We start from the raw sequence: 21,051 nt of genomic DNA, 5'->3' as shown, positions 1-21,051 counted from the left end.
ATAATTGGCCCGAAACAAACGTAGGAGCGAGCGCAGCTCGCGATTGCGCCGCGCGGGCGGCGCTCGATCTCACAGGCACTGCATATCTTGTGACAAACACCTATCAGCCCTGACGCGACCCCTGTGGGAGCTGGCTTGCCTGCGATGGGCTGCGAAGCAGCCCCTGTTGCAGCCACACGTGACTATCAGTCGTTCACACTCAAAACCCGCCCCGCCTTCTCGCCGGCCTTGCTGCGCGTGGCCAGGCAGTAGTACAGCGGCACCGTCACCAGCAAGCCGAACAGCCAGGACAGGTCGGCGCCTTCGACCAGGTTGGAGTACGGCCCAACATACAGCGAGGTATTGGCAAACGGCAGCTGCACCAGGATGCCGCAGGCATAGGCAACGATCGCATGGTGATTGAAACGGCCATAGATGCCACCGTCGGCACTGAAGATCGAGGCGATGTCGTACTGGCCCTTCTTGATCAGGTAGAAGTCGATCAGGTTGATCGAGGCCCACGGCACCAGCACCAATAGCAGCGCCAGGATCAGGCCGATGAACTGGCCGATGAAATCTGCCGAGGCGTTCAGCGCGACCATACCGCAGCCCAGCAGTATGACCGAGGCCAGGATCACCCGAACCTTCACGCTGGGGGTCCACTGGGCAACGAAGGTCTGGATTGCAGTCACGATCGACAGCACCGCGCCATACAGGTTGAGGGCGTTGTGGCTGATGATGTTGAGCAGGAACAGCACCATCAGGATCGGCCCCAGCCAGCCGGTGGCCTGCTTCACCGCGTCCATCGCATCGGTGCCTTGCGGCACGCACAGCACCGCCACCGCACCAAAGCTGAAGCACAAGATGGTACCCAGGGTAGCGCCGAAATAAGTCGCCCAGAACGGCTTGGCAATGCCGACTTCACGCGGCAGGTAGCGTGAGTAGTCGGAGGTATACGGCGAGAAGCTGATCTGCCAGATCACCCCCAGCGAGACGGTGGCGATGAAGCCCGACAGGTTGAAGGCGCCGCGGCTGAAGAAATCGGCAGGCAGGTCCTGGATGAACATCATGATGAAGCCGGCCAGCAGTGCCGAGCCCATCACCCAGGTGCCGATACGGTTGAGGATGTGGATGAAACGGTAGCCGATCACGCCGATGGCGGTGGCGCTCAAGGCGCCGATCACGATCGCCCCTGGCATCGGCACACTCGGGCTGATGCCGTGGATGGTCTTGCCGGCCAACACGATGTTGGAAATGAAAAAGCCAACATAGATCAACGCCGTGAAGAACACGATCAGCAAGGCGCCATAGCGGCCGAACTGGCCACGGCTCTGGACCATCTGCGGAATGCCCAGCTGCGGTCCCTGCGCAGAGGCCAGGGCGATGACCACGCCCCCGACAAGATGGCCCAGCACGATGGCCACCAGCCCCCACAACAGGTTCAGGTGGAACACCTGTACCACCATGGCACCGGTGACGATCGGCAGTGGCGCAATGTTGGTACTGAACCAGAGGGTGAACAGGTCGCGCGCCTTCCCATGGCGCTCGGCAGGTGGCACATAATCGACCGTGTGATTCTCGACAAACTGGTGTTGCGACGACGGTTGGGACATGGTTTTCAGCTCGAAAGGTCGTTTTTATCGTTGTAAGGAAACCGCATCTAGGCGGCCTCTCAGCTGCGGACCATATTATGGTATTCCAATCTTTTGACAACACTGATCCGCACGAAAAAGCGGCCACTGTTCTGCTTGAAAAACCCCTGCGACAAACCACCACACAGAGCAAAGCCCCGTATTCCGTGGCTTTGCGCCGCTCATCGTGAAAATGTGCGGCTGAAAATTCTGCTTGCAAAATAGGTATTACGGTATACCATCAGACACATCAACGATAAAAACCGCGGACCACCGCAGCCTTTTAGAGGTAAACCCGATGATCGACGCAACCGTCTACAAGAACGTCCTGGGCTCCTTCCCGTCCGGCGTTACCGTCATCACCACCCTGGACGACGACGGCTCGGTCGTCGGCCTGACCGCCAGCGCATTTTCCTCCCTGTCGATGGAGCCGCCGCTGGTGCTGTTCTGCCCCAACTACAGCTCCGACTCCTACCCGGTACTGATCAAGCAAAAGCGCTTCGCCATTCACCTGCTCTCGGGTGAGCAACAGGCACACGCCTATGCGTTCGCCAAGAAAGGCAAAGACAAGGCCAACGGTATCGAGTGGACCCTCAGCGAGCTGGGCAACCCGATCCTGGCCGGCGCCACGGCGGTCATCGAGTGCGAACTGTGGCGCGAATACGAAGGTGGCGACCACGCCATCATGGTCGGCAAGGTGCACAACCTGATCGTTCCAGCCCAAGCGCCGCGGCCGATGGTGTACTGCCGCGGCAAGATGGCCAGCCTGCCGGCCTTGGCCTGAAGCCCATTGTGAATCGAGACAGCTGGCGCCACCCTGCCTGGCGCCAGCACCTTTCAAACGTTGAGGAAAGCCCCATGAAATTTTCGTTGTTCGTACACATGGAACGTTGGGATGAACAGGTCAGCCACCGCCAGTTGTTCGAAGACCTGACCGAACTGACCCTGATGGCCGAAGACGGCGGTTTCAGCACCGTGTGGATCGGCGAACACCACGCCATGGAATACACCATTTCGCCAAGCCCGATGCCATTGCTGGCGTACCTGGCGGCACGCACCGAAAAGATCCGCCTGGGCGCCGGCACCATCATCGCGCCGTTCTGGAACCCGATTCGCGTGGCAGGTGAATGTGCCCTGCTCGACGTGATCAGCAACGGCCGCATGGAAGTGGGCCTGGCCCGTGGCGCGTACCAGTTCGAATTCGACCGCATGGCAGGTGGCATGCCGGCCACCGACGGCGGCAAGGCCCTGCGCGAGATGGTGCCGGTGGTGCGCAAGCTCTGGGAAGGTGACTATGCCCATGACGGCGAAGTCTACAAGTTCCCCACTTCCACCAGCGTACCGAAGCCGTTCAACGCCACGCCGCCCATGTGGATCGCCGCCCGCGACCCGGACTCGCACAACTTTGCCGTGGCCAACGGCTGCAACGTCATGGTCACGCCGCTGATGAAGGGCGACGAGGAAGTACTCGACCTGAAGAACAAGTTCCAGGCCGCCCTGGACAACAACCCCGACGTACCGCGCCCGCAATTGATGGTGCTGCGCCACACCCACGTGCACAGCCCGGCCGAGCCGGACGGCTGGAAGGTCGGCGCCCAGGCCATTTCGCGCTTCTACCGCACCTTCGATGCCTGGTTCGGCAACAAGACCACCCCGGTCAACGGCTTCCTGGAGCCGAGCCCGGAGTCCAAGTTTGCCGAAGTGCCGGCGTTCCAGCTGGAGAACATCCGCAAGAACACCATGATCGGCACCCCTGAAGAGATCATCGCGCGTATCCGCTATTACCAGGAGCTGGGTGTCGACGAGTTCAGCTTCTGGTGCGACAACAGCCTGCCCCACGCCGAGAAGAAGAAGTCCCTCGAACTGTTCATCAAGGAAGTGGTACCGGCGTTCGCCTGAATTCCCATTGCCTGAAACATTGCGGGACACAGCCCGCTCCCGTGGGCCCATGCGGCTTGCGCGAGCGGGCTTTTTTAGCGGCAAGCTGCAAGCTGCAAGCTGCAAGCTGCAAGCAAAAGCAGATCTGCTTTCGACTTTCGACTTTCGACTTTCGACTTTCGACTTTCGACTTGCGGCCTCCCGTCCCCCCCGCAAGAGAAATTTCCACCCCCCTCTTGCACAACAAATATTATGGTATACCATCAGACAACAAGAGCTGATAACCCTCACCAGGAGCCACCCATGAGTTTCGAAATCCGCAAGATCGTCACCTACTCCGAAGAGACCCGCATCGAAGGCGGCAAGGCCACCGACAAGCCGGTGACCATGGTCGGCCTGGCCGTGGTGATCAAGAACCCATGGGCCGGTCGCGGTTTCGTTGAAGATCTGAAGCCGGAAATCCGCGCCAACTGCTCGGAGCTGGGCGCACTGATGGTCGAGCGCCTGACTGCCGCCATTGGTGGGGCCGACAAGATCGAGGCCTACGGCAAGGCCGCCGTGGTGGGTGCCGATGGCGAAATCGAGCACGCTTCGGCGGTGATCCACACCCTGCGCTTTGGCAACCACTACCGCGAAGCGGTACAGGCCAAGAGCTACCTGAGCTTCACCAACAAGCGTGGTGGCCCAGGCACCTCGATCCAGATCCCGATGATGCAGAAAGACGACGAGGGCCTGCGCTCGCACTACATCACCCTGGAGATGCAGATCGAAGACGCACCGCGTGCCGATGAAATCGTCGTGGTGCTGGGCGCTGCCGACGGCGGCCGCCTGCACCCGCGCATCGGCAACCGCTACATCGACCTGGAAGAACTGGCTGCCGAAAAAGCCAGCGCTCAATAACAACAACCAAGACGGGCCGGGGCGTGGCGTGCTTACCCGCCGCGCCCGACCTTCAAGGAGCGCCCTCCATGATTCAGCCTGTCGCTGAACGCACACCTGCCGGCACCAGCTACCTGTCCGTCGGCCAGGGCCAACCCGTGGTACTGATCCACGGCGTGGGCCTGAACAAGGAAATGTGGGGCGGTCAGTTCGTTGGCCTGGCCAACGACTACCGCGTCATCGCCTATGACATGCTCGGCCACGGGCAAAGCCGCGTGCCGGCTGCCGATACCCCGCTGGAAGGCTATGCCGACCAGCTCGCCGAACTGCTTGACCACCTGCAAATCGCCCAGGCCACGGTAATCGGCTTTTCCATGGGCGGCCTGGTTGCCCGGGCCTTTGCCCTCAACTACCCGCAGCGCCTGGCGGCACTGGTGGTTCTCAACAGCGTGTTCAACCGTAGCCCCGAGCAGAGCGCCGGCGTTATCGCCCGCGCCGCCCAGGCCGCAGAGCTGGGCCCCGACGCCAACGTCGACGCCGCCCTCGAGCGCTGGTTCAGCCGTGAATACAAGGCCGCCAACCCGGCCCAGGTCGCCGCTATCCGCCAGGTCCTGGCGAGCAATGACCCGCAGGGCTACCACACCACTTATTCGCTGTTCGCCACCCAGGACATGTACCGCGCCAGCGACCTGGGCAGCATCCAGGTGCCGACACTGATCGCCACCGGCGAGCTCGACTCGGGCTCCACACCGGCCATGACCCGCCAGCTCGCGGCGCGCATCCCGGGTGCGCACAGTGTGGTGCTGGCCGAGCAACGGCATATGATGGCGGTGGAAGCACCGCGTGAAGTCAACAAGATGCTGCTGGACTTCCTCGCGCAAGCCCGCACCCTTACCGAATCCGCCAAGGGGATTGTTGCATGACCCTCGTTCGTTTCCAGATGTGCATCGACGGCCAATGGCGCGATGCCCAGAGCGGCAAGACCTTCGACAGCCTCAACCCGGCCACCGCCCAGGCCTGGGCACAGTTGCCCGATGCCGACGAGGCCGATGTGGAGCTGGCCGTGCAGGCCGCCCAGCGTGCCTTCGACAGCAAGCAGTGGCGCAGCATCACGGCCACCGCGCGCGGCAAGCTGCTGCGTCGCCTGGGTGACCTGATTGCCGAGAACAAAGAGCACCTCGCGCAGCTGGAGAGCCGTGACAACGGCAAGCTGATTCGCGAAACCCGCGGCCAGGTCGGTTACCTGCCCGAGTTCTTCCACTACACCGCCGGCCTGGCCGACAAGCTCGAAGGTGGCACCCTGCCGCTAGACAAGCCCGACCTGTTCGCCTACACCGTGCACGAGCCGATCGGTGTGGTCGCCGGCATCATCCCGTGGAACAGCCCGCTGTACCTTACCGCGATCAAACTGGCCCCGGCCCTGGCGGCCGGCAACACCATCGTGCTCAAGCCGTCCGAGCACGCTTCGGCGACCATCCTGGAGCTGGCCCGCCTGGCCCTGGAAGCCGGGTTCCCGCCGGGTGTCGTCAACGTGGTCACCGGCTACGGTCCAAGCACCGGCGCGGCGCTGACCCGCCACCCGCTGGTGCGCAAGATCGCCTTCACCGGCGGTGCAGCCACTGCCCGCCACGTGGTGCGCAGCAGTGCCGAGAACTTCGCCAAGCTGTCGCTGGAGCTGGGCGGCAAATCGCCGAACATCATCTTCGCCGATGCCGACCTGGACAGCGCCATCAACGGCGCCGTGGCCGGCATCTATGCTGCCTCAGGGCAAAGCTGCGTCGCCGGCTCGCGCCTGCTGGTGCAGGACGAGATCTTCGACGAGTTCGTCGAGCGCCTGATTGCCCGCGCCAAGCGCATCCGCATCGGCAACCCGCAGGACGATGCCAGCGAAATGGGCCCGATGGCGACCGCGCAGCAGTTGGCCGTGGTCGAAGGCCTGGTCGCTGCGGCCAAGGCTGAAGGCGCCAAGCTGCACATGGGTGGCAAGCGGGCCGAGGTCGAAGGCGAAGGCTGGTTCTACGAACCGACCCTGTTCGAGTGCGACAGCAACTCGATGACCATCATGCAGGAAGAAGTGTTCGGCCCGGTCGCGGCGGTCATCCGCTTCAAGACCGAGGAGCAGGCGCTGGAAATCGCCAACGACTCGCAGTTCGGCCTGGCGGCCGGTATCTGGACCCGCGACCTGGGCCGCGCCCACCGCCTGGCCCGTGACGTGCGCTCGGGCATCATCTGGGTCAACACCTACCGCGCCGTGTCGGCCATGGCCCCGATCGGCGGTTTCAAGAACAGCGGCTACGGCCGTGAGAGTGGCATCGATTCGGTGCTGGCCTATACCGAGCTGAAGACCGTGTGGATCAACCTGTCCACCGCGCCCATGCCCGACCCGTTTGTGATGCGCTAAGAGGTAGCACGAGATGATCGAACCTGGCATCTACAAAGACGTGATGGGCTCCTTCCCGTCCGGCGTCACGGTTGTCACCACCCTGGACGCCGACGGTGGCATCGTCGGCATCACCGCCAGTGCCTTCAGCGCCCTGTCGATCGACCCGGCGCTGGTGCTGTTCTGCCCCAACTACGCCTCTGACACCTACCCGATCCTGCGCGACAGCAAGCAGTTCGCGATCCACCTGCTGTCGGCCGAGCAAACCACCGAGGCCTATGCGTTTGCCGGCAAGGGCAAGGACAAGGCCAAGGGCATCGAGTGGCACCTGAGCGAGCTGGGCAACCCGCTGCTGGCGAAGGCCACGGCGATCATCGAGTGCGAACTGTGGCGCGAGTATGACGGCGGGGACCATGCGATCATCGTGGGTGCGGTGAAGAACCTGGTGCTGCCCGAGCAGCCGGTAACGCCGATGGTGTACCACAAGGGCAAGCTGGGCGCCCTGCCGCCTTTGGGCTGATAGACCTTTAAGCCGGTGTTGGCTTCTTCGCGGGCTTGCCCGCGAAGAAGCCACCGCCAATGTCCCTGTTTCATTCCGGAGCACTGCGCATGAGCAATGACAAGTACGAGAAAGGCCTGCAAATCCGCACCCAGGTACTGGGCGAAGACTACGTCAACCGCTCGATTCAGAACGCCGACGACTTCACCAAGCCGTTGCAGGAACTGGTCACCGAATACTGCTGGGGCCACGTCTGGGGCCGTGAAGGCCTCTCGCTCAAAGAGCGCAGCATGATAAACTTGGCCATGATTTCCGCGCTCAACCGGCCCCACGAGCTCAAGCTGCACATTCGCGGCGCATTGCGTAATGGCCTGAGCCGTGAACAGATTCGCGAGATCCTGCTCCAGGTCGGCATTTATTGCGGCGTGCCCGCGGCGGTGGACAGCTTCCGCCTGGCCCGCGAAGCGTTCGCTGAAGCCGATGCGGAGCCAACCCGTTAACACCGGGCTGTTCGAACCCACGCAAGGAGCACCCAAGGTTCGTGGTGCTATTGCGGTTGCGGCCGGGCAGCCTCTTTAAGAGCGCACTTGATGAAACGCCAGCCACTCGACGACAGCTTCAAGGTCAACCGCAACCCCGTTACCCTGCGCGAAATCGTGCTAGACAAGCTGCGCGCGGCGATCATGAACTTCCACCTGCTGCCTGGCGACCGCCTGGTCGAACGCGACCTCTGCGACCGCCTTGGGGTCAGCCGTACCTCGGTACGCGAAGCGCTGCGTCACCTGGAATCCGAAGGCCTGGTGGAATTCGCCGACGCCAAGGGCCCTCGGGTGGCCATCATCACCCTGGAAGACGCCCGCGACATCTACGAGCTGCGTTGCGTACTCGAAGGCCTGATCGTGCAGCTGTTCACCCTCAACGCCAAGGCCAAGGACATCCGTGCCCTGGAACGCGCGCTGGAGGTCAACCGCGAAGCCTTGGAAGAAGGCGAGTTGCAGCAGGTGCTGGACTCGGTTCAAGGCTTCTACGACGTGCTGCTGGAAGGCTCCGGCAACCAGGTGGCGGCGCAGCAGTTGCGCCAGTTGCAGGCACGCATCAGCTACCTGCGCGCCACCTCGGTGTCGCAGGAAAACCGCCGCGGCGCCAGCAACCGCGAGATGGAAAAGATGGTCGAGGCGATCAAGGGTGGCGACCCGCTGGTTGCCCACCAGGCCTCGGTCGACCATGTGCGTGCGGCTGCGAAGGTAGCCCTGGATTACCTGCGCCAGAAGCAGGAAGACCACGTCAAGGTGCGCGACATCGTCGAGCCCCTGGCGCTGAAGGATCCACGTATTTAACGCCACCCACAGGCCGCTGATCATGCCCAACGCCCCGCGCTACTGCCCGCACTGTACCAAGGAACTGGCCCGGGGCGTTCCTGCAGGAGACACCCACGAACGCCTGCATTGTGGCGGCTGCGGCTACATCCACTACATCAACCCGAAGATCATCGCCGGCTGCATCATCGAGCGCGACGGCAAGTACCTGCTGTGCCAGCGTGCCATCCCGCCACGCCCCGGCACCTGGACCTTGCCGGCGGGCTTCATGGAGGCTGGCGAGACCACCGAGCAGGCGGCGCTGCGCGAAGTGTGGGAAGAAAGCGGCGTGCGGGCCGACATCATTTCGCCGTACTCGATTTTCAGCGTGCCGAAAATCAGCGAGGTCTACATCATCTTCCGCGCCATCGTGACCGAAGAAACCGGGCAATACGGGTCGGAAACGCTGGCGTACAAGTTCTTCGCACCGGATGAGATCCCTTGGGATCAGATCTACTACCCGGCGATCCGCCAGATTCTCGAACGTTACATCCTGGAGCGGCAGGCTGGGGTGTATGGCATGTACATGGGCAATGACGATACCGGCAAGGTGCACTTCATGCGTTAGCCGGTGCTGGCCCTGTGCCCCAAAAATGCCCGGGTCGCACCAACAAAGCTCACCCATCACCGCGCACATAACGCGCAACCCCTCTACCCCAAGCCCCTCAGCCAACTGGCACCCTCCTTGCCACCGTCAGCCGCTTAAGCTTTTGTCAGCCTTAGGTTTTTTAAGGCTTAAAGGTACATATTTACTAATTTCCCGTTCCCCCAGCGGCCCGCATCATCGCTCCAACAAGAACGCGTCGCCCATCGCCGGCACGCACCCGGGCAGTTGCCAATGCCCTACCTTGCCTTGGAGTCAGTCATGACCAGTGCAGCCAATACGGCACCCCTCATAGAAAAACACACGATCGGCTATGTGCCACCGCAAGACCGCCATGGAAAGGTAAGGGATCTGTTCACGCTGTGGTTCGGCGGCAACATTGCGCCGTTGCCCATCGTCACCGGCGCGTTGGGCGTGCAGCTGTTTCACCTGAACCTGGTCTGGGGCATCGTCGCCATCCTGGTGGGCCACCTGCTCGGTGGCGTGCTGATGGCCCTGCACTCGGCCCAGGGCCCGCAAATGGGCATCCCGCAGATGATCCAGAGCCGTGCCCAGTTCGGTACCTTGGGCGCGCTGCTGGTGGTAGTGATTGCCGGGGTCATGTACATCGGCTTCTTCGCCTCCAACATCGTGCTCGCCGGCAAGTCTTTGCACGGTGTGGTCGACGCAGTACCGGTGCCGGTCGGCATCGTCATCGGCGCGCTGGGTTCGGGCATCATCGGCATCATCGGCTACCGCTTCATCCACGTCCTCAACCGCATCGGCACCTGGGTGCTGGGTATCGGCATCGTGGTCGGCTTCGGCTATATCTTCACCCATGTGCAGAGCGACGACTTCCTCAGCCGCGGCAGCTTCAGCCTGGCCGGCTGGCTGGCCACCGTGTCGCTGGCGGCGCTGTGGCAGATCGCCTTTGCGCCCTACGTGTCGGACTACTCACGCTACCTGCCGGCAGACGTGAAAGTCAGCTCGACCTTCTGGACCACCTACCTGGGCTCGGCCCTGGGTTCGAGCCTGTCGTTCATCTTCGGCGCCGTGGCGGTACTGGCCATTCCGGCCGGCATGGACACCATGGATGCGGTCAAACTGGCCACCGGGACCCTCGGCCCCGTCATGCTGGTGCTGTTCCTGCTCAGCGTCATCAGCCACAACGCCCTCAACCTGTATGGCGCGGTACTGTCGATCATCACCCTGGTGCAAACCTTCGCCTATCGCTGGATCCCGACCGCCAAGAGCCGCGCAGTACTGTCGCTGATCGTGCTGTCGGCGTGCTGCGTGGTCGCCGTGTTCGCTTCGGCGGACTTCATTGGCCACTTCGTCGACATGGTGCTGGTGTTGCTGGTGGTGCTGGTGCCGTGGACGGCGATCAACCTCATCGACTTCTATGCCATCCACAAGGGCGACTACGACATCCAGTCGATCTTCCAGGTCGATGGCGGTATCTATGGCCGTTACAACCCGCAGGCACTGCTCGCTTATGCGGTGGGTATCGTGGTGCAGATCCCGTTCATGAACACGCCGCTGTACGTGGGGCCGATTTCCGAGCACATCAACGGCGCCGACCTGTCGTGGCTGGTAGGGCTGGCGGTGACTTCGCCGCTGTACTGGTGGCTGGCCAGCCGTGACAGTGCTTACCGGCGCCGGCAGCTGAGTGCCAAGTTGGCCATGGGGCACTGAGTTTGCTGCGCCGGCAAATCCCAGCAGATGGTTGTGCACCATCGCTGGGAGCTCCGATGCCGGAAGCTGACCCATACATGACCGAGCACCGCAGGTGGGGCGCTCGGTCGCAGCGCTCCCTGCCCCTCAAGCCGAACTCTACCCTCCCTCCGGCAACAAGCTGCGATCAAACATGAACACCCGCCCACCCAGGGGCGTGTGCTGATACAACTGCTGCGGCCGGCCCAGCCTGGGCTGGTTCTTCTCCCCGGTGTCCTTCACCCACCCCAGCTCACGCAAGCGCTCCAGGCGTTTACGCAGCGAGGTGCTGTTCACCGTCTGCCCCAGGCATGCCTGAACCGCCCCCAGTGCATCGAATACGGTGAATTTCTCCGCCAGCAGGTACAGCGGCAGGCTGCTGTACACGGTCTTTGCCGCCAGCCGCTCGCGGGCCCGCTCCACCAGCAACGTGTGGTCGAAAGGCAAGAGCACCTTGCGCGCCAACACACTGTCCAGGTCGAAAAACGCCAACTGCTCACCCAAGGCTGCCTGCCCAGGGCCGATCAAGGCGAGGTAATAGGTGCTCAGCGACCAGCCCCGCGGATCGCGAAACGCATTGCCCTCGGTACCCACCTGCTCCATGTAGCACGGCACCAGCCGGGTTTTTTCGCGTAACGCGCGCTCGGCCGCGGCCTCCAGGCTGATGTCAGGGGTTCGACCATTGACGATCACCCCCGGCAACGCCCACTGGCCGGCGTGCGGTTCGCGCTCACGGCGGTGCAACAACACTTGCAGATGCTGCGCATCGGGGGCCAGGCGCAGGGTCACGATATCGACACTGGCCAGGACTTCAACTGTACTCACCGGGTTGCTCCTCGTTCACTGGCCTAATAATCCACCAGAGGCACTAAGTAAATCAACAAGCAAATCAATAGGGATGTACGCTTGACAGACTTAGATCACCAGGTAGATTATGTGGAGAGTCCAGCAAGGAGAACCGCCATGAAAATCGCCAGTTTCGATGTCGATGCGCAGAACGGCTTCACCGGCAACGCGCCGCAGGAACTCCCGGTTCCCGAAGGCCATGAAATTGCGGTTGACCTCAACACCATGGCCCTGCGCGCCGACCTGCGCCTGGGCAGCAAAGATGCCCACCCGGCCAATGCCGCCTGGGTTGTCGCCGACCCGGCGCACATGCTGCAGCCCCTGCAAATGGCCAACGCCGACCTGACCTGGGTCAGCCACTGCGTCCCCGGCACCCCTGGGTTCGAGCTGCTGCCTGGCCTGCCGGCGCCCATCGATTACGACTACTTCGTGTGGAAGGGTGTCGAACCCGACCTACACCCCTACGGCGCCTGCTATCACGACCTCGCCGAACGCCGTTCCACGGGGGTCATCGAATACCTCAAGGTGCAGCAGGTCGGCGCGGTGATCGTCGGCGGCCTGGCCTTGGACTACTGCGTCAAGACCACCGCCCGGCAACTGCGCCAGGCCGGCTTCGAGGTGCTGCTGTACCTACCGGCCTGCCGTGCGCTGACTCAGGCAGGCGCTATCGAGGCGTGCGGCGCCTTGGCCGCCGAAGGGGTCATCCTCTGCGGCGACGAAGCCGCGCTCGACCACCAGCTTGCCCTGATCAAGGAACAACGCCCATGAGCGAAAGTGTTTTCGGCCCCCGCATCATCCAGAACCTGCTGGACACCGACTTCTACAAGATCACTATGATGCAGGCAGTGCTGCACAACTACCCCAACGCCGAGGTGGAATGGGAGTTTCGTTGCCGCAACGACGAAGACTTGTCTCCCTACCTGGCTGAAATCCGCTACCAGGTAGAACAGCTGGCCGAGGTCACGGTGACCCACGACCAGTTGGCCTATCTGGAGAAAATCCCTTTCCTCAAACCGGATTTCATTCGCTTTCTAAGCCTGTTCCGTTTCAACCTGCGCTATGTACAGGTGGGCCTGGACGCCGCCGGGCAACTGGCAGTGCGCGTACGCGGGCCCTGGTTGCACGTGATTCTCTACGAGATCCCGCTGCTGGCGATCATCAGCGAGGTGCGCAACCGTTACCGCTACCGTGACGTGGTGATCGAACAGGTCGGCGAGCGCTTGTACCAGAAGCTCGACTGGCTGAAAGCCGAGGCCAGTGCTCAAGAGCTGGCCGGTTTCCAGTTGGCGGACTTCGGCACGCGCCGGCGCTTCTCCTACCGGGTGCAGGAAGAAGTCGTGCATATCCTCAAGCATGATTTCCCGGGGCGCTTCGTTGGCACCAGCAACGTGCACCTGGCGCGTGAGTTCGAGCTCAAGCCGCTGGGCACTATGGCCCACGAATGGTTCATGGCACACCAGCAGTTAGGCCCGCGCCTGGTCGACAGCCAGGCCGCCGCACTGGAATGCTGGGTCAGGGAGTACCGAGGGCTGCTCGGCATAGCGTTGACCGACTGCATCACCATGGATGCCTTCCTCGGCGATTTCGACCTGTATTTCGCCAAGCTGTTCGATGGCTTGCGGCACGACTCTGGCGATCCACTGGCGTGGGCGGAAAAAGCCATTGCCCACTATGAGCGGCTGGGGATCGACCCAAAGAGCAAGACCCTGATCTTCTCCGATGGGCTGGATTTTGCCAAGGCGCTGGGGCTGTACCGGGCGCTGCATGAGCGGATCAATGTGAGCTTCGGCATTGGTACCCAACTGACGTGCGATATCCCGGGGGTAGCGCCGATGAACATGGTTATCAAGATGACCGCGTGCAATGGGGCGCCGGTAGCGAAAATTTCCGACAGCCCTGGCAAGACCCAGTGCCGGGACGAGAATTTCGTGGCCTATATGAAACACGTTTTCAAGGTGAATTGATGGCGGCTGTGTCGGCTTCATCGCGGGTTAGCTTGCGCCCACCAGGCCGGCACTGTCAGTCCACCTGCGGCCCCTCCTGTCCCCCACCCTAGGAAGCTGCCAATAAACCCTCCGGCGGCATAAGCTGAAATGGGCCGACTAATCTGTGCGGCCCGCCTTAACACGTTAGAAATTGAAGGTATAACGCATGATCAATCGATTTTCATTGGCGCTGTCCGCATAGGTCGATCGGTTCGTAGCGTTACGCCATTGAAAAGAGACACCTTTGGCTGGGCCACTCTGGATGACATAAGAGAGGTCGGTCACTCGCTCCCACTCTTCACCCTCGCTCCCATTTTGACGAAGTGAAGCGGCTTGGCGGGTTGTTAGCAGAGCAGGATCAATATCATCGCCTTTCGTATATCGGGTGGTGAAAAGCAATCCAGGCACGCCCAACGCGGCGAAGTCATAATCGTATCGGGCGAACCAGACACGCTCGTTGGGCGCAGTGAATGTACTGACCAGCGACTCACCGAACAGGTAGGTATCTGTGCCGTTTATGAACGCAAATGGCGTGTCGCCCCACGCCTTCTGATAGCCGCCCCCGATAATGTGCCCATTTATGCTATAAGCAACGTAGCTACTCAGTGTCCGGTTATCTACGCTACCCAGTTTTTTGGCGCCGGTTTCGCTGGCATCGAAAAAGCGAACATCCGCAATGACATTACCCTTCAAAAACGGCCGACTGACTTTGATTTCGCCGAAGTAGGACTTGTAGAGATCATCAAGTTCGGCGGCGTGCAGGCTAAGTCGCATGTCCTTATCAGCTTTGTAATCGAAGGCAATGTAATTGTAATGGTCAGCTTCGACCGGGGCATAGCCAAATACCGTGAGTGATTCGAAATCGGTAGAGTTACGCTGTTTCACAGCGTTGACCCTTGTGGCCGTAACCGTCAATGCATCAATATCGTTGACCGTCAGAGAACCCCCGCGAAAAACCTGAGGCAAAAGGCGACTGTTATTGCTCCAGAGTAAAGGCATCAGAGGACTTAGCCCTCCTACTCTCAACTCAGTCTTGCCTACCCTGACTTTGGCGGTGGCCACGAATTTTCCATACTCGTCTTCCACGTTTCTGTCGGAATCGAAGGGCAATAGTCCAGATCCCGTTCTGTCAGGACTAGCGTCAAGCTTGACCCCCAACAAGCCCATGGCGTCGATACCGAAGCCCAAGGGGCCTTCTGTGAAGCCGGATTGCAGGTTCAGGATAAAGCCCTGTGCCCACTCATCGCGCTTGGACTGCGCAGCCCCATCATTACGGAAATCGCGATTGTAATAAAAGTTTCGAAGTTCGAGACCACCTTTGAAATCTTCCACGAACGCAGCAGAAACATAAGGCGTCACCAGCAGAGCAGCAGAACAGGCTAATGACTTTTTATTAAAACCACCCATCACAGGCACCCTTATTATTGTTGTGTGTTTGTGCATGAGCCGCAGGTCAACCCCATGCAAATGATGAACGTTGACCCCCTGCCTACAGCGCCGATATCAGGTCAGATCGTGTGAAACAATGACCTTGTTCCTCACCACCGTGGAGTCCGCGCGCGACTGGTTGATCAGGGTCACAGCAACAGCACCTACCAGACCGGCAAGGCCGATTGCCATGAAGTTCTGCTCCAGCGGCAAGGCCATCGATACGAGTGCCCCAATCAAAACGGGCGCGACTATCGCTCCGATACGACCGACCCCGGACGCAAAGCCCACACCCGTTGAACGGATGGTGGGGGGGTAAAAATCCCCGGCATACGCATAGGCCAGAAGTTGGGTACCGAGCGTGGAGCCACCCACGATGAACACGACGACGAAGAGCAGTTCAGTAGAACGCGTGTAACCCATTAGCGTGAGTGCAACTGCACCGACCACGTAAAACACCACCAACACCTGCTTGATGCTGAATTTATCGCTGAGCCAGCCACCGAAAAGTGCACCGAATATCGACCCGAGGTTGAACACAATAACGAAATTCAGGGCGGAACCGAGGCTGAAACCCGCCATGGCCATGAGCTTGGTGAGCCATGAGTTGAGCGCATATACCATGAAAAGCCCAGTAATGAACGCCAGCCAGATCATGACGGTGCTGTAGGCACGCCCTTCCTGGAAAAGGCTTCGTACAGGCTTGTCTTGCTCGGCAACAATATGAGGGTTACCGACAAGCGTAGTGTCATCCTTGATCATAAGTTCAGGACGAAGACGACGTGCAATGATTTTCAACTCGTCTTCCCGACCTTGCTTCAACAGGAAGCCGATAGAGTCGGGCATGGTCTTCAATATGAAAGGAATCAAAAAGACTGGTAGGGCTGCTACGTAGAAAACATATTGCCAGCCGTAGCTTTCGATCAGTTGCTTACCCGTGAGCGCTACCAAAATTCCGCCCACCGAATAGCCCGCGAAAACGAGGGTCACCAAGCGGGTGCGAACCTTCATGGGCGAGAACTCTCCCATCTGCGCCGTGCAGATAGGCAACACACCGCCGATCCCCAACCCTGCGATAAAGCGCAGGATGCTAAAGGTTAACGGATTGTCAGTAAAACCGGCGGCAGCAGTGAATAGGCTGAAGAGAGCCACACAGATTGCAATCATCTTTGGCCGACCTATACGGTCTGCCAGCGTCCCCAGGAAAATTGCCCCCAGCATGGTGCCAAACAAGGCTGAGCCAGCCATGACGCCGGCACTGGTTGCGTCAATTTGCATATCAACCATGATGGCTGGCAGTGCTGCCCCCACCACCGCCAAGTCGTAACCATCAATGATCAGTATCAGCACGCACCAAAAAAGAATCAACCCATGAAAGCGATTGAACTTAGACTCTCCGGCCAACGTGAACACATTCAAAGCACTCATACCGTATCTCCTTCAATCTTATTTTTTTCTACTGAAGTGTACTTACGTGTCGCGATCGCAGGCCAATCCAACATGCTCGACTGTCTGGATGAAACTGCCAGGACTGTCTTTCAGACCAGGCACAATTTACGCACCCGCCCCATGCCTGAAGCCGAAGTACTTGTGGTAACTACTTTGATAAACGCGAGGTAGCGAGCCAGCACTTGGCGCTGACACGGGCAGGGACATTCTTTCCGGCCACCACAACCACTCACGTCACGCCTGTTGGTCTCGAACGGTGATGATGGAGAGGCAGAAGTCGAGTTCGCCTAATTCGGGCGTTTGGGAGAGCAATCATTAAAACGGGTGCGGGCAATCAGGTCTTCAAATGTGCAGTGTGTACTGACACCGTGAGAGCCTTCGCCAAAGAGGTCGCTTTGGTCAGCTTGAGCATTGCAATCACAGCGTTCAATACATGCACCCACAGACAACCAGGGTCCACATGTCTGAAGATCAACAACATGCTGATAGCCAAAGCTAGGTAACGCAGGAAAGTAACAAGGCATCACGATGCGTCCCTCTGATTTGTTCTTATTGGGGAGAAGTCGCTGAAGCGTCAGAAAAATAATCGCCTTCGAATGACGTGCGTGACAATGGTAAAAGCGCCCAAAATCTGTGACCGGATTTGCCACTCACGATCGATAACTTCAGAAGGATTGTCCACGCACTTGCAGTGATAGAGCGGTGAGGGGGAGTACCGGTGCGGGCGACGTTTTGTGCTATGCCATGCACAACGCCAGAAACCGCGCCGCCGCCCGCGAGGGCGTAGCGGCGTGCGGCATCAATATGGAAAAACGACGCACCAATGCCTGGGAATGCACCTGCAAGCGTTGCAAAGCACCGTCCTCGTGGCGTATGGACATGGCTGAAACAAAGCCGATGCCCATGCCGGCACGCACCGCTTCCTTGACCCCCTCCACACCGGCGATTTCCAGCGCCACACGCATGGCTACGCCATCACGGGCGAATGCCCGCTCAACGACCTGCCGCACCCCCGAGCCGCTTTCACGCAACACCAACGGATAGGCCCCCAGCGCCGCCAATGGCTGCTTGTGCGTGCCTGCCAGGGGGTGCCCGCGCGGCACGATCGCCACGATTTCGTCCTCGTGCCACGGCGTGGTGTGCGTGCCCAGGGGCAACTCATGGCCGGGCGGCCCCTCGATCAGGGCGATATCAACGCTGTCCAGTGCCGCCACGATCTCCGCCGTGTTGCCATGCGAGGTCGTCACCAGCACGTCCGGGTACTGCCGATGAAAATCGGCAATCAGGTAAGGCAACAGGTAACTGGCGGGCGTAGTGCTGGCGCCAATGCGCAAGGTGCCGCGCTCCAACCCGCGCATGGCCTCGCGCAGGGCTTGGGCCTGGCGGAAGGTATCGCGCAGGCGCTCGGCGTGTGCGAGCAGTTGCTCGCCAGCCGCTGTTAGCCGCACGCCGCGACCGGCACGTTGGTAGAGGGGTTCGCCGAACGCCTCCTGCAGCAGCTTGAGCTGCCCGGAAACCGCAGGCTGCGACAGGTGCAGGGCCTGGGCCGCATGGCTGATGTTGCCATGCTCGGCAACGGTGGCGAATGTTATCAGCTGTTCTGGGGTCATGAACTCAAAATATCAGCAAAGCGGATATTTGCCATCCCAAATTACGATTTTTTATAAGCTTATAACCGGATTAACGTAGGCCTCGTCGAATTATTGCCCGGAGGACTCGCATGGCCACGGTACCGTCCCATCCCGCCTACACCCATACCCTTTCTACCAAAGGGCGGCTCAATGGCATCCTGTTCGTCGCGCTGTTCGCGCTGGCTGTCACGCAACTGGCGGCCATACCCGCCATCGCCAGGCTTGGCATCAGCCCGCTGATTGTCGGCATCGTCGCGGGTGCGCTGTATGGCAACGCGCTGCGTGACGGCGTGCCGGCAAGCTGGGCCGCGGGTATCAATTTTTCCGCTCGCGGCTTGTTACGCATTGCCGTGGCGTTCTTCGGCGTGCGGGTGAGCCTGCAGGAAATTGCCGAGGTAGGCTGGTCGGGGCTAATCGTCTCGCTGCTGGTGGTTGGCAGCACATTGCTGATCGGCCTGTGGTGCGGCATGAAAGTCTTCAAGCTTGACCGCGACACCGCGCTGCTGACGGCCGCCGGTAGCGCCATCTGCGGGGCAGCCGCCGTGCTGGCATTCGAATCGGCGCTGCGCAGCGCCCCGCACAAGAGCGCCATGGCGGTGGGCAGTGTGGTGCTGTTCGGCACCTTGTTGATGTTCGTCTACCCCTTGGCGATCAACGCTGGCTGGCTGCACCTGGACACCTTGGGTGCCGGCCTGCTGCTGGGCGGCACCATCCACGAAGTGGCCCAGGTGGTCGGCGCCGCCAGCAACGTCAGCCCGGAAGTCACCCACATCGCGACCATCGTCAAGATGACCCGGGTCATGCTGCTGGTACCCGTGCTGCTGGTGGTCGGCCTGTGGATCAGCCGTTCGCGCCAGGCTGGCCAGGGCAAAGGCAACGGCCGTATCGCCATGCCCTGGTTCGCCTTCGGCTTCCTCGGCCTGGTGCTGGTGAACTCGCTGCAGGTGCTGCCCGGCAGCGTGACCCAGGCGCTCAAAGGCCTGGACACCTTCGCCCTGACCATGGCGATGACCGCGCTGGGCATGGAGACGCGCTTGAGCCAGATTCGTCAGGCCGGGCCACGGGCGCTGGCGACCGGGGCGCTGCTCAACCTGTGGCTGGTTGGCGGCGGCCTGGCAATCACCCTCGGGGTGCAGAAGTTGTTGAGCTGATCGGCAACCGGGCGGCGAAGCAGGCGTAGCGCTGCAAAGGTTTTTCACCGCCCCCCTCGTGGCCGCCCACATTTCTCGGTATGGTGTTGTCCAAGAAGGATGTTTTACCCGCACAGGAAAGACTTAGATGCCTCAACGCCATGTCATCAATGCATCCGTCAGCCCCAAAGGCAGCCTGGAGACGCTGTCACAACGTGAAGTGCAGCAACTGAGTGAAGTCGGTACCGGTAGCCTTTACACCTTGTTCCGCCAGTGCGCCCTGGCCATCCTCAACACCGGCGCCCATGTCGACAACGCCAAGACCATCCTCGAGGCTTACCGGGATTTCGAGGTGCGTATCCACCAACAGGACCGTGGCGTGCGCCTGGAGCTGCAGAATGCCCCGGCCGACGCCTTTGTCGATGGCGAGATGATCGCCAGCACCCGCGAAATGCTGTTCAGCGCCCTGCGTGACATTGTCTACACCGAAAGCGAACTGGCCAGCCAGCGCATCGACCTGGAAAGTTCCCAGGGCATCACTGATTACGTGTTCCACCTGCTGCGCAACGCCCGCACCCTGCGCCCGGGTGTGGAGCCGAAGATGGTGGTGTGTTGGGGCGGCCACTCGATCAGCAGCGAGGAATACCAGTACACCAAGAAGGTCGGGCACGAACTGGGGCTGCGCAAGCTGGACGTGTGCACCGGTTGCGGCCCGGGCGTGATGAAGGGCCCGATGAAGGGCGCGACCATTGCCCATGCCAAGCAGCGCATGCATGGCAGCCGCTACCTGGGCCTGACCGAGCCGGGCATCATCGCTGCCGAAGCGCCCAACCCGATTGTCAACGAACTGGTGATCCTGCCGGACATCGAGAAGCGTCTGGAAGCCTTCGTGCGTGTCGGCCACGGCATCATTATCTTCCCCGGTGGCGCCGGTACGGCAGAGGAATTCCTCTACCTGCTGGGTATCCTCATGCACCCGGACAACCACGACCTGCCGTTCCCGGTGGTGCTCACCGGCCCGCGCAGTGCCGAACCCTACCTGCAGCAGTTGCATGCCTTTGTCGGTGCCACGCTGGGCGAGGCGGCGCACCGCTTGTACGAAATCATCATCGACGACCCGGCAGAAGTTGCCCGGCACATGGTCGAAGGGCTCAAGGCGGTGAAGCAGTTCCGCCGCGAGCGCAACGATGCCTTCCACTTCAACTGGTTGCTGAAGATCGAGGAGAGCTTCCAGCGCCCCTTCGACCCTACGCATAAGGCGATGGCAGAACTGGACTTGCGCCGCGATCTGCCACCGCACGAACTGGCGGCCAACCTGCGCCGGGCGTTTTCCGGCATCGTGGCCGGCAACGTCAAGGACAAGGGTATCCGCCTGATCGAGGAGCACGGCCCTTATCAGATTCGTGGCGACAGCGCTGTGCTCGATCCACTGGGGCGGTTGCTGCAGGCGTTCGTCGACCAGCACCGGATGAAGTTGCCCGGCGGGGCGGCGTATGTACCGTGCTATCAGGTCGTGACCTGACAGCGCCTTGCGCTAATGCGCGTCAGTCATGCAACTTGGGGCCGCGTTGCGGCCCATCGCCGGCAAGCCAGCCACAGGGATCGCACCAGGGCTGGCAGGTGTTTGTCAGAAGATATGCAGCGCCTGTTAGAGCGAGCGCCGCCCGCGCGGCGCATCGCGAGCT

The 21,051-nt window shown here is 61.0% G+C and carries 19 protein-coding genes; 14 read left to right on the top strand and 5 right to left on the bottom strand.

Annotation, left to right across the window (positions count from 1 at the left end):
- Positions 1 to 185 precede the first annotated feature (185 nt).
- Positions 186 to 1,592 (bottom strand): cytosine permease, encoded by a 1,407-nt coding sequence (locus tag EGJ22_RS22555; protein WP_064314766.1) that lies wholly within the window; start codon positions 1,590 to 1,592, stop codon positions 186 to 188.
- Between the two features lie 316 nt (positions 1,593 to 1,908).
- On the opposite strand from EGJ22_RS22555, the gene EGJ22_RS22550 reads away from it, so the two are divergent.
- The 10 genes from EGJ22_RS22550 (at position 1,909) to EGJ22_RS22505 (ending at position 10,879) form a co-directional block, all read left to right on the top strand.
- On the top strand, positions 1,909 to 2,394 hold the full coding sequence (locus EGJ22_RS22550) for a flavin reductase family protein (RefSeq protein WP_009683734.1): 486 nt from the start codon (positions 1,909 to 1,911) through the stop codon (positions 2,392 to 2,394).
- 74 nt (positions 2,395 to 2,468) lie between these two features.
- Positions 2,469 to 3,509, top strand: a complete 1,041-nt coding sequence (locus EGJ22_RS22545; protein WP_009683733.1) for an LLM class flavin-dependent oxidoreductase — start codon at positions 2,469 to 2,471, stop codon at positions 3,507 to 3,509.
- Positions 3,510 to 3,791: 282 nt separating this feature from the next.
- Positions 3,792 to 4,388 (top strand): amino acid synthesis family protein, encoded by a 597-nt coding sequence (locus EGJ22_RS22540; RefSeq protein ID WP_029613156.1) that lies wholly within the window; start codon positions 3,792 to 3,794, stop codon positions 4,386 to 4,388.
- 68 nt (positions 4,389 to 4,456) lie between these two features.
- On the top strand, positions 4,457 to 5,290 hold the full coding sequence (locus tag EGJ22_RS22535) for an alpha/beta fold hydrolase (protein ID WP_029887620.1): 834 nt from the start codon (positions 4,457 to 4,459) through the stop codon (positions 5,288 to 5,290).
- Positions 5,287 to 6,768, top strand: a complete 1,482-nt coding sequence (locus EGJ22_RS22530) for an aldehyde dehydrogenase (protein ID WP_054912259.1) — start codon at positions 5,287 to 5,289, stop codon at positions 6,766 to 6,768. The genes EGJ22_RS22535 and EGJ22_RS22530 overlap by 4 nt, the downstream gene beginning before the upstream one ends.
- 13 nt (positions 6,769 to 6,781) lie before the next feature.
- Positions 6,782 to 7,267 carry a flavin reductase family protein gene (locus EGJ22_RS22525; RefSeq protein ID WP_029886869.1) on the top strand — a complete coding sequence of 162 codons (486 nt, stop codon included), beginning with the start codon at positions 6,782 to 6,784 and terminating at the stop codon, positions 7,265 to 7,267.
- An 89-nt stretch (positions 7,268 to 7,356) separates the two neighbouring features.
- Positions 7,357 to 7,746 carry a carboxymuconolactone decarboxylase family protein gene (locus EGJ22_RS22520; RefSeq protein ID WP_009683727.1) on the top strand — a complete coding sequence of 130 codons (390 nt, stop codon included), beginning with the start codon at positions 7,357 to 7,359 and terminating at the stop codon, positions 7,744 to 7,746.
- Between the two features lie 90 nt (positions 7,747 to 7,836).
- Complete coding sequence (locus tag EGJ22_RS22515) at positions 7,837 to 8,583, top strand: GntR family transcriptional regulator (protein ID WP_009683726.1); 747 nt, start codon at positions 7,837 to 7,839, stop codon at positions 8,581 to 8,583.
- Positions 8,584 to 8,605: 22 nt separating this feature from the next.
- A complete protein-coding gene (locus EGJ22_RS22510; protein WP_029886870.1) occupies positions 8,606 to 9,169 on the top strand; it encodes an NUDIX hydrolase in 564 nt (187 codons plus the stop codon).
- A gap of 297 nt (positions 9,170 to 9,466) precedes the next feature.
- Positions 9,467 to 10,879 (top strand): cytosine permease, encoded by a 1,413-nt coding sequence (locus EGJ22_RS22505; protein ID WP_064314767.1) that lies wholly within the window; start codon positions 9,467 to 9,469, stop codon positions 10,877 to 10,879.
- 138 nt (positions 10,880 to 11,017) lie between these two features.
- On the opposite strand, the gene EGJ22_RS22500 is transcribed toward EGJ22_RS22505, so the two are convergent.
- Positions 11,018 to 11,722 carry an NUDIX domain-containing protein gene (locus tag EGJ22_RS22500; RefSeq protein WP_029887981.1) on the bottom strand — a complete coding sequence of 235 codons (705 nt, stop codon included), beginning with the start codon at positions 11,720 to 11,722 and terminating at the stop codon, positions 11,018 to 11,020.
- Positions 11,723 to 11,860: 138 nt separating this feature from the next.
- On the opposite strand from EGJ22_RS22500, the gene EGJ22_RS22495 reads away from it, so the two are divergent.
- Entirely contained in the window at positions 11,861 to 12,511 is a 651-nt protein-coding gene (locus tag EGJ22_RS22495; protein WP_009683721.1) for an isochorismatase family protein, read from the top strand.
- Positions 12,508 to 13,707 (top strand): nicotinate phosphoribosyltransferase, encoded by a 1,200-nt coding sequence (pncB, locus tag EGJ22_RS22490; protein WP_029887980.1) that lies wholly within the window; start codon positions 12,508 to 12,510, stop codon positions 13,705 to 13,707. Before EGJ22_RS22495 ends, pncB begins: the two co-directional genes overlap by 4 nt.
- A 165-nt stretch (positions 13,708 to 13,872) precedes the next feature.
- On the opposite strand, the gene EGJ22_RS22485 is transcribed toward pncB, so the two are convergent.
- From EGJ22_RS22485 to EGJ22_RS22475, 3 genes are all read right to left on the bottom strand, one after another.
- Complete coding sequence (locus tag EGJ22_RS22485) at positions 13,873 to 15,135, bottom strand: OprD family porin (protein WP_029887979.1); 1,263 nt, start codon at positions 15,133 to 15,135, stop codon at positions 13,873 to 13,875.
- 96 nt (positions 15,136 to 15,231) lie between these two features.
- Complete coding sequence (locus EGJ22_RS22480) at positions 15,232 to 16,584, bottom strand: MFS transporter (protein ID WP_029887978.1); 1,353 nt, start codon at positions 16,582 to 16,584, stop codon at positions 15,232 to 15,234.
- A gap of 758 nt (positions 16,585 to 17,342) precedes the next feature.
- Positions 17,343 to 18,215: a LysR family transcriptional regulator gene (locus tag EGJ22_RS22475; protein ID WP_029887977.1), complete on the bottom strand. Its 873-nt coding sequence runs from the start codon at positions 18,213 to 18,215 to the stop codon at positions 17,343 to 17,345.
- A 110-nt stretch (positions 18,216 to 18,325) separates the two neighbouring features.
- On the opposite strand from EGJ22_RS22475, the gene EGJ22_RS22470 reads away from it, so the two are divergent.
- Complete coding sequence (locus tag EGJ22_RS22470; protein WP_029887976.1) at positions 18,326 to 19,387, top strand: YeiH family protein; 1,062 nt, start codon at positions 18,326 to 18,328, stop codon at positions 19,385 to 19,387.
- Positions 19,388 to 19,514: 127 nt separating this feature from the next.
- The gene (ppnN, locus tag EGJ22_RS22465) at positions 19,515 to 20,888 is read left to right on the top strand and encodes a nucleotide 5'-monophosphate nucleosidase PpnN (protein ID WP_029887975.1); all 1,374 of its coding nucleotides are present in this window, start codon (positions 19,515 to 19,517) and stop codon (positions 20,886 to 20,888) included.
- Positions 20,889 to 21,051 lie beyond the last annotated feature (163 nt).

This window comes from Pseudomonas sp. p99-361, assembly GCF_003935475.1.
Lineage (GTDB): Bacteria > Pseudomonadota > Gammaproteobacteria > Pseudomonadales > Pseudomonadaceae > Aquipseudomonas > Aquipseudomonas juntendi.
This window is presented reverse-complemented; position numbering and strand designations above follow the sequence as displayed.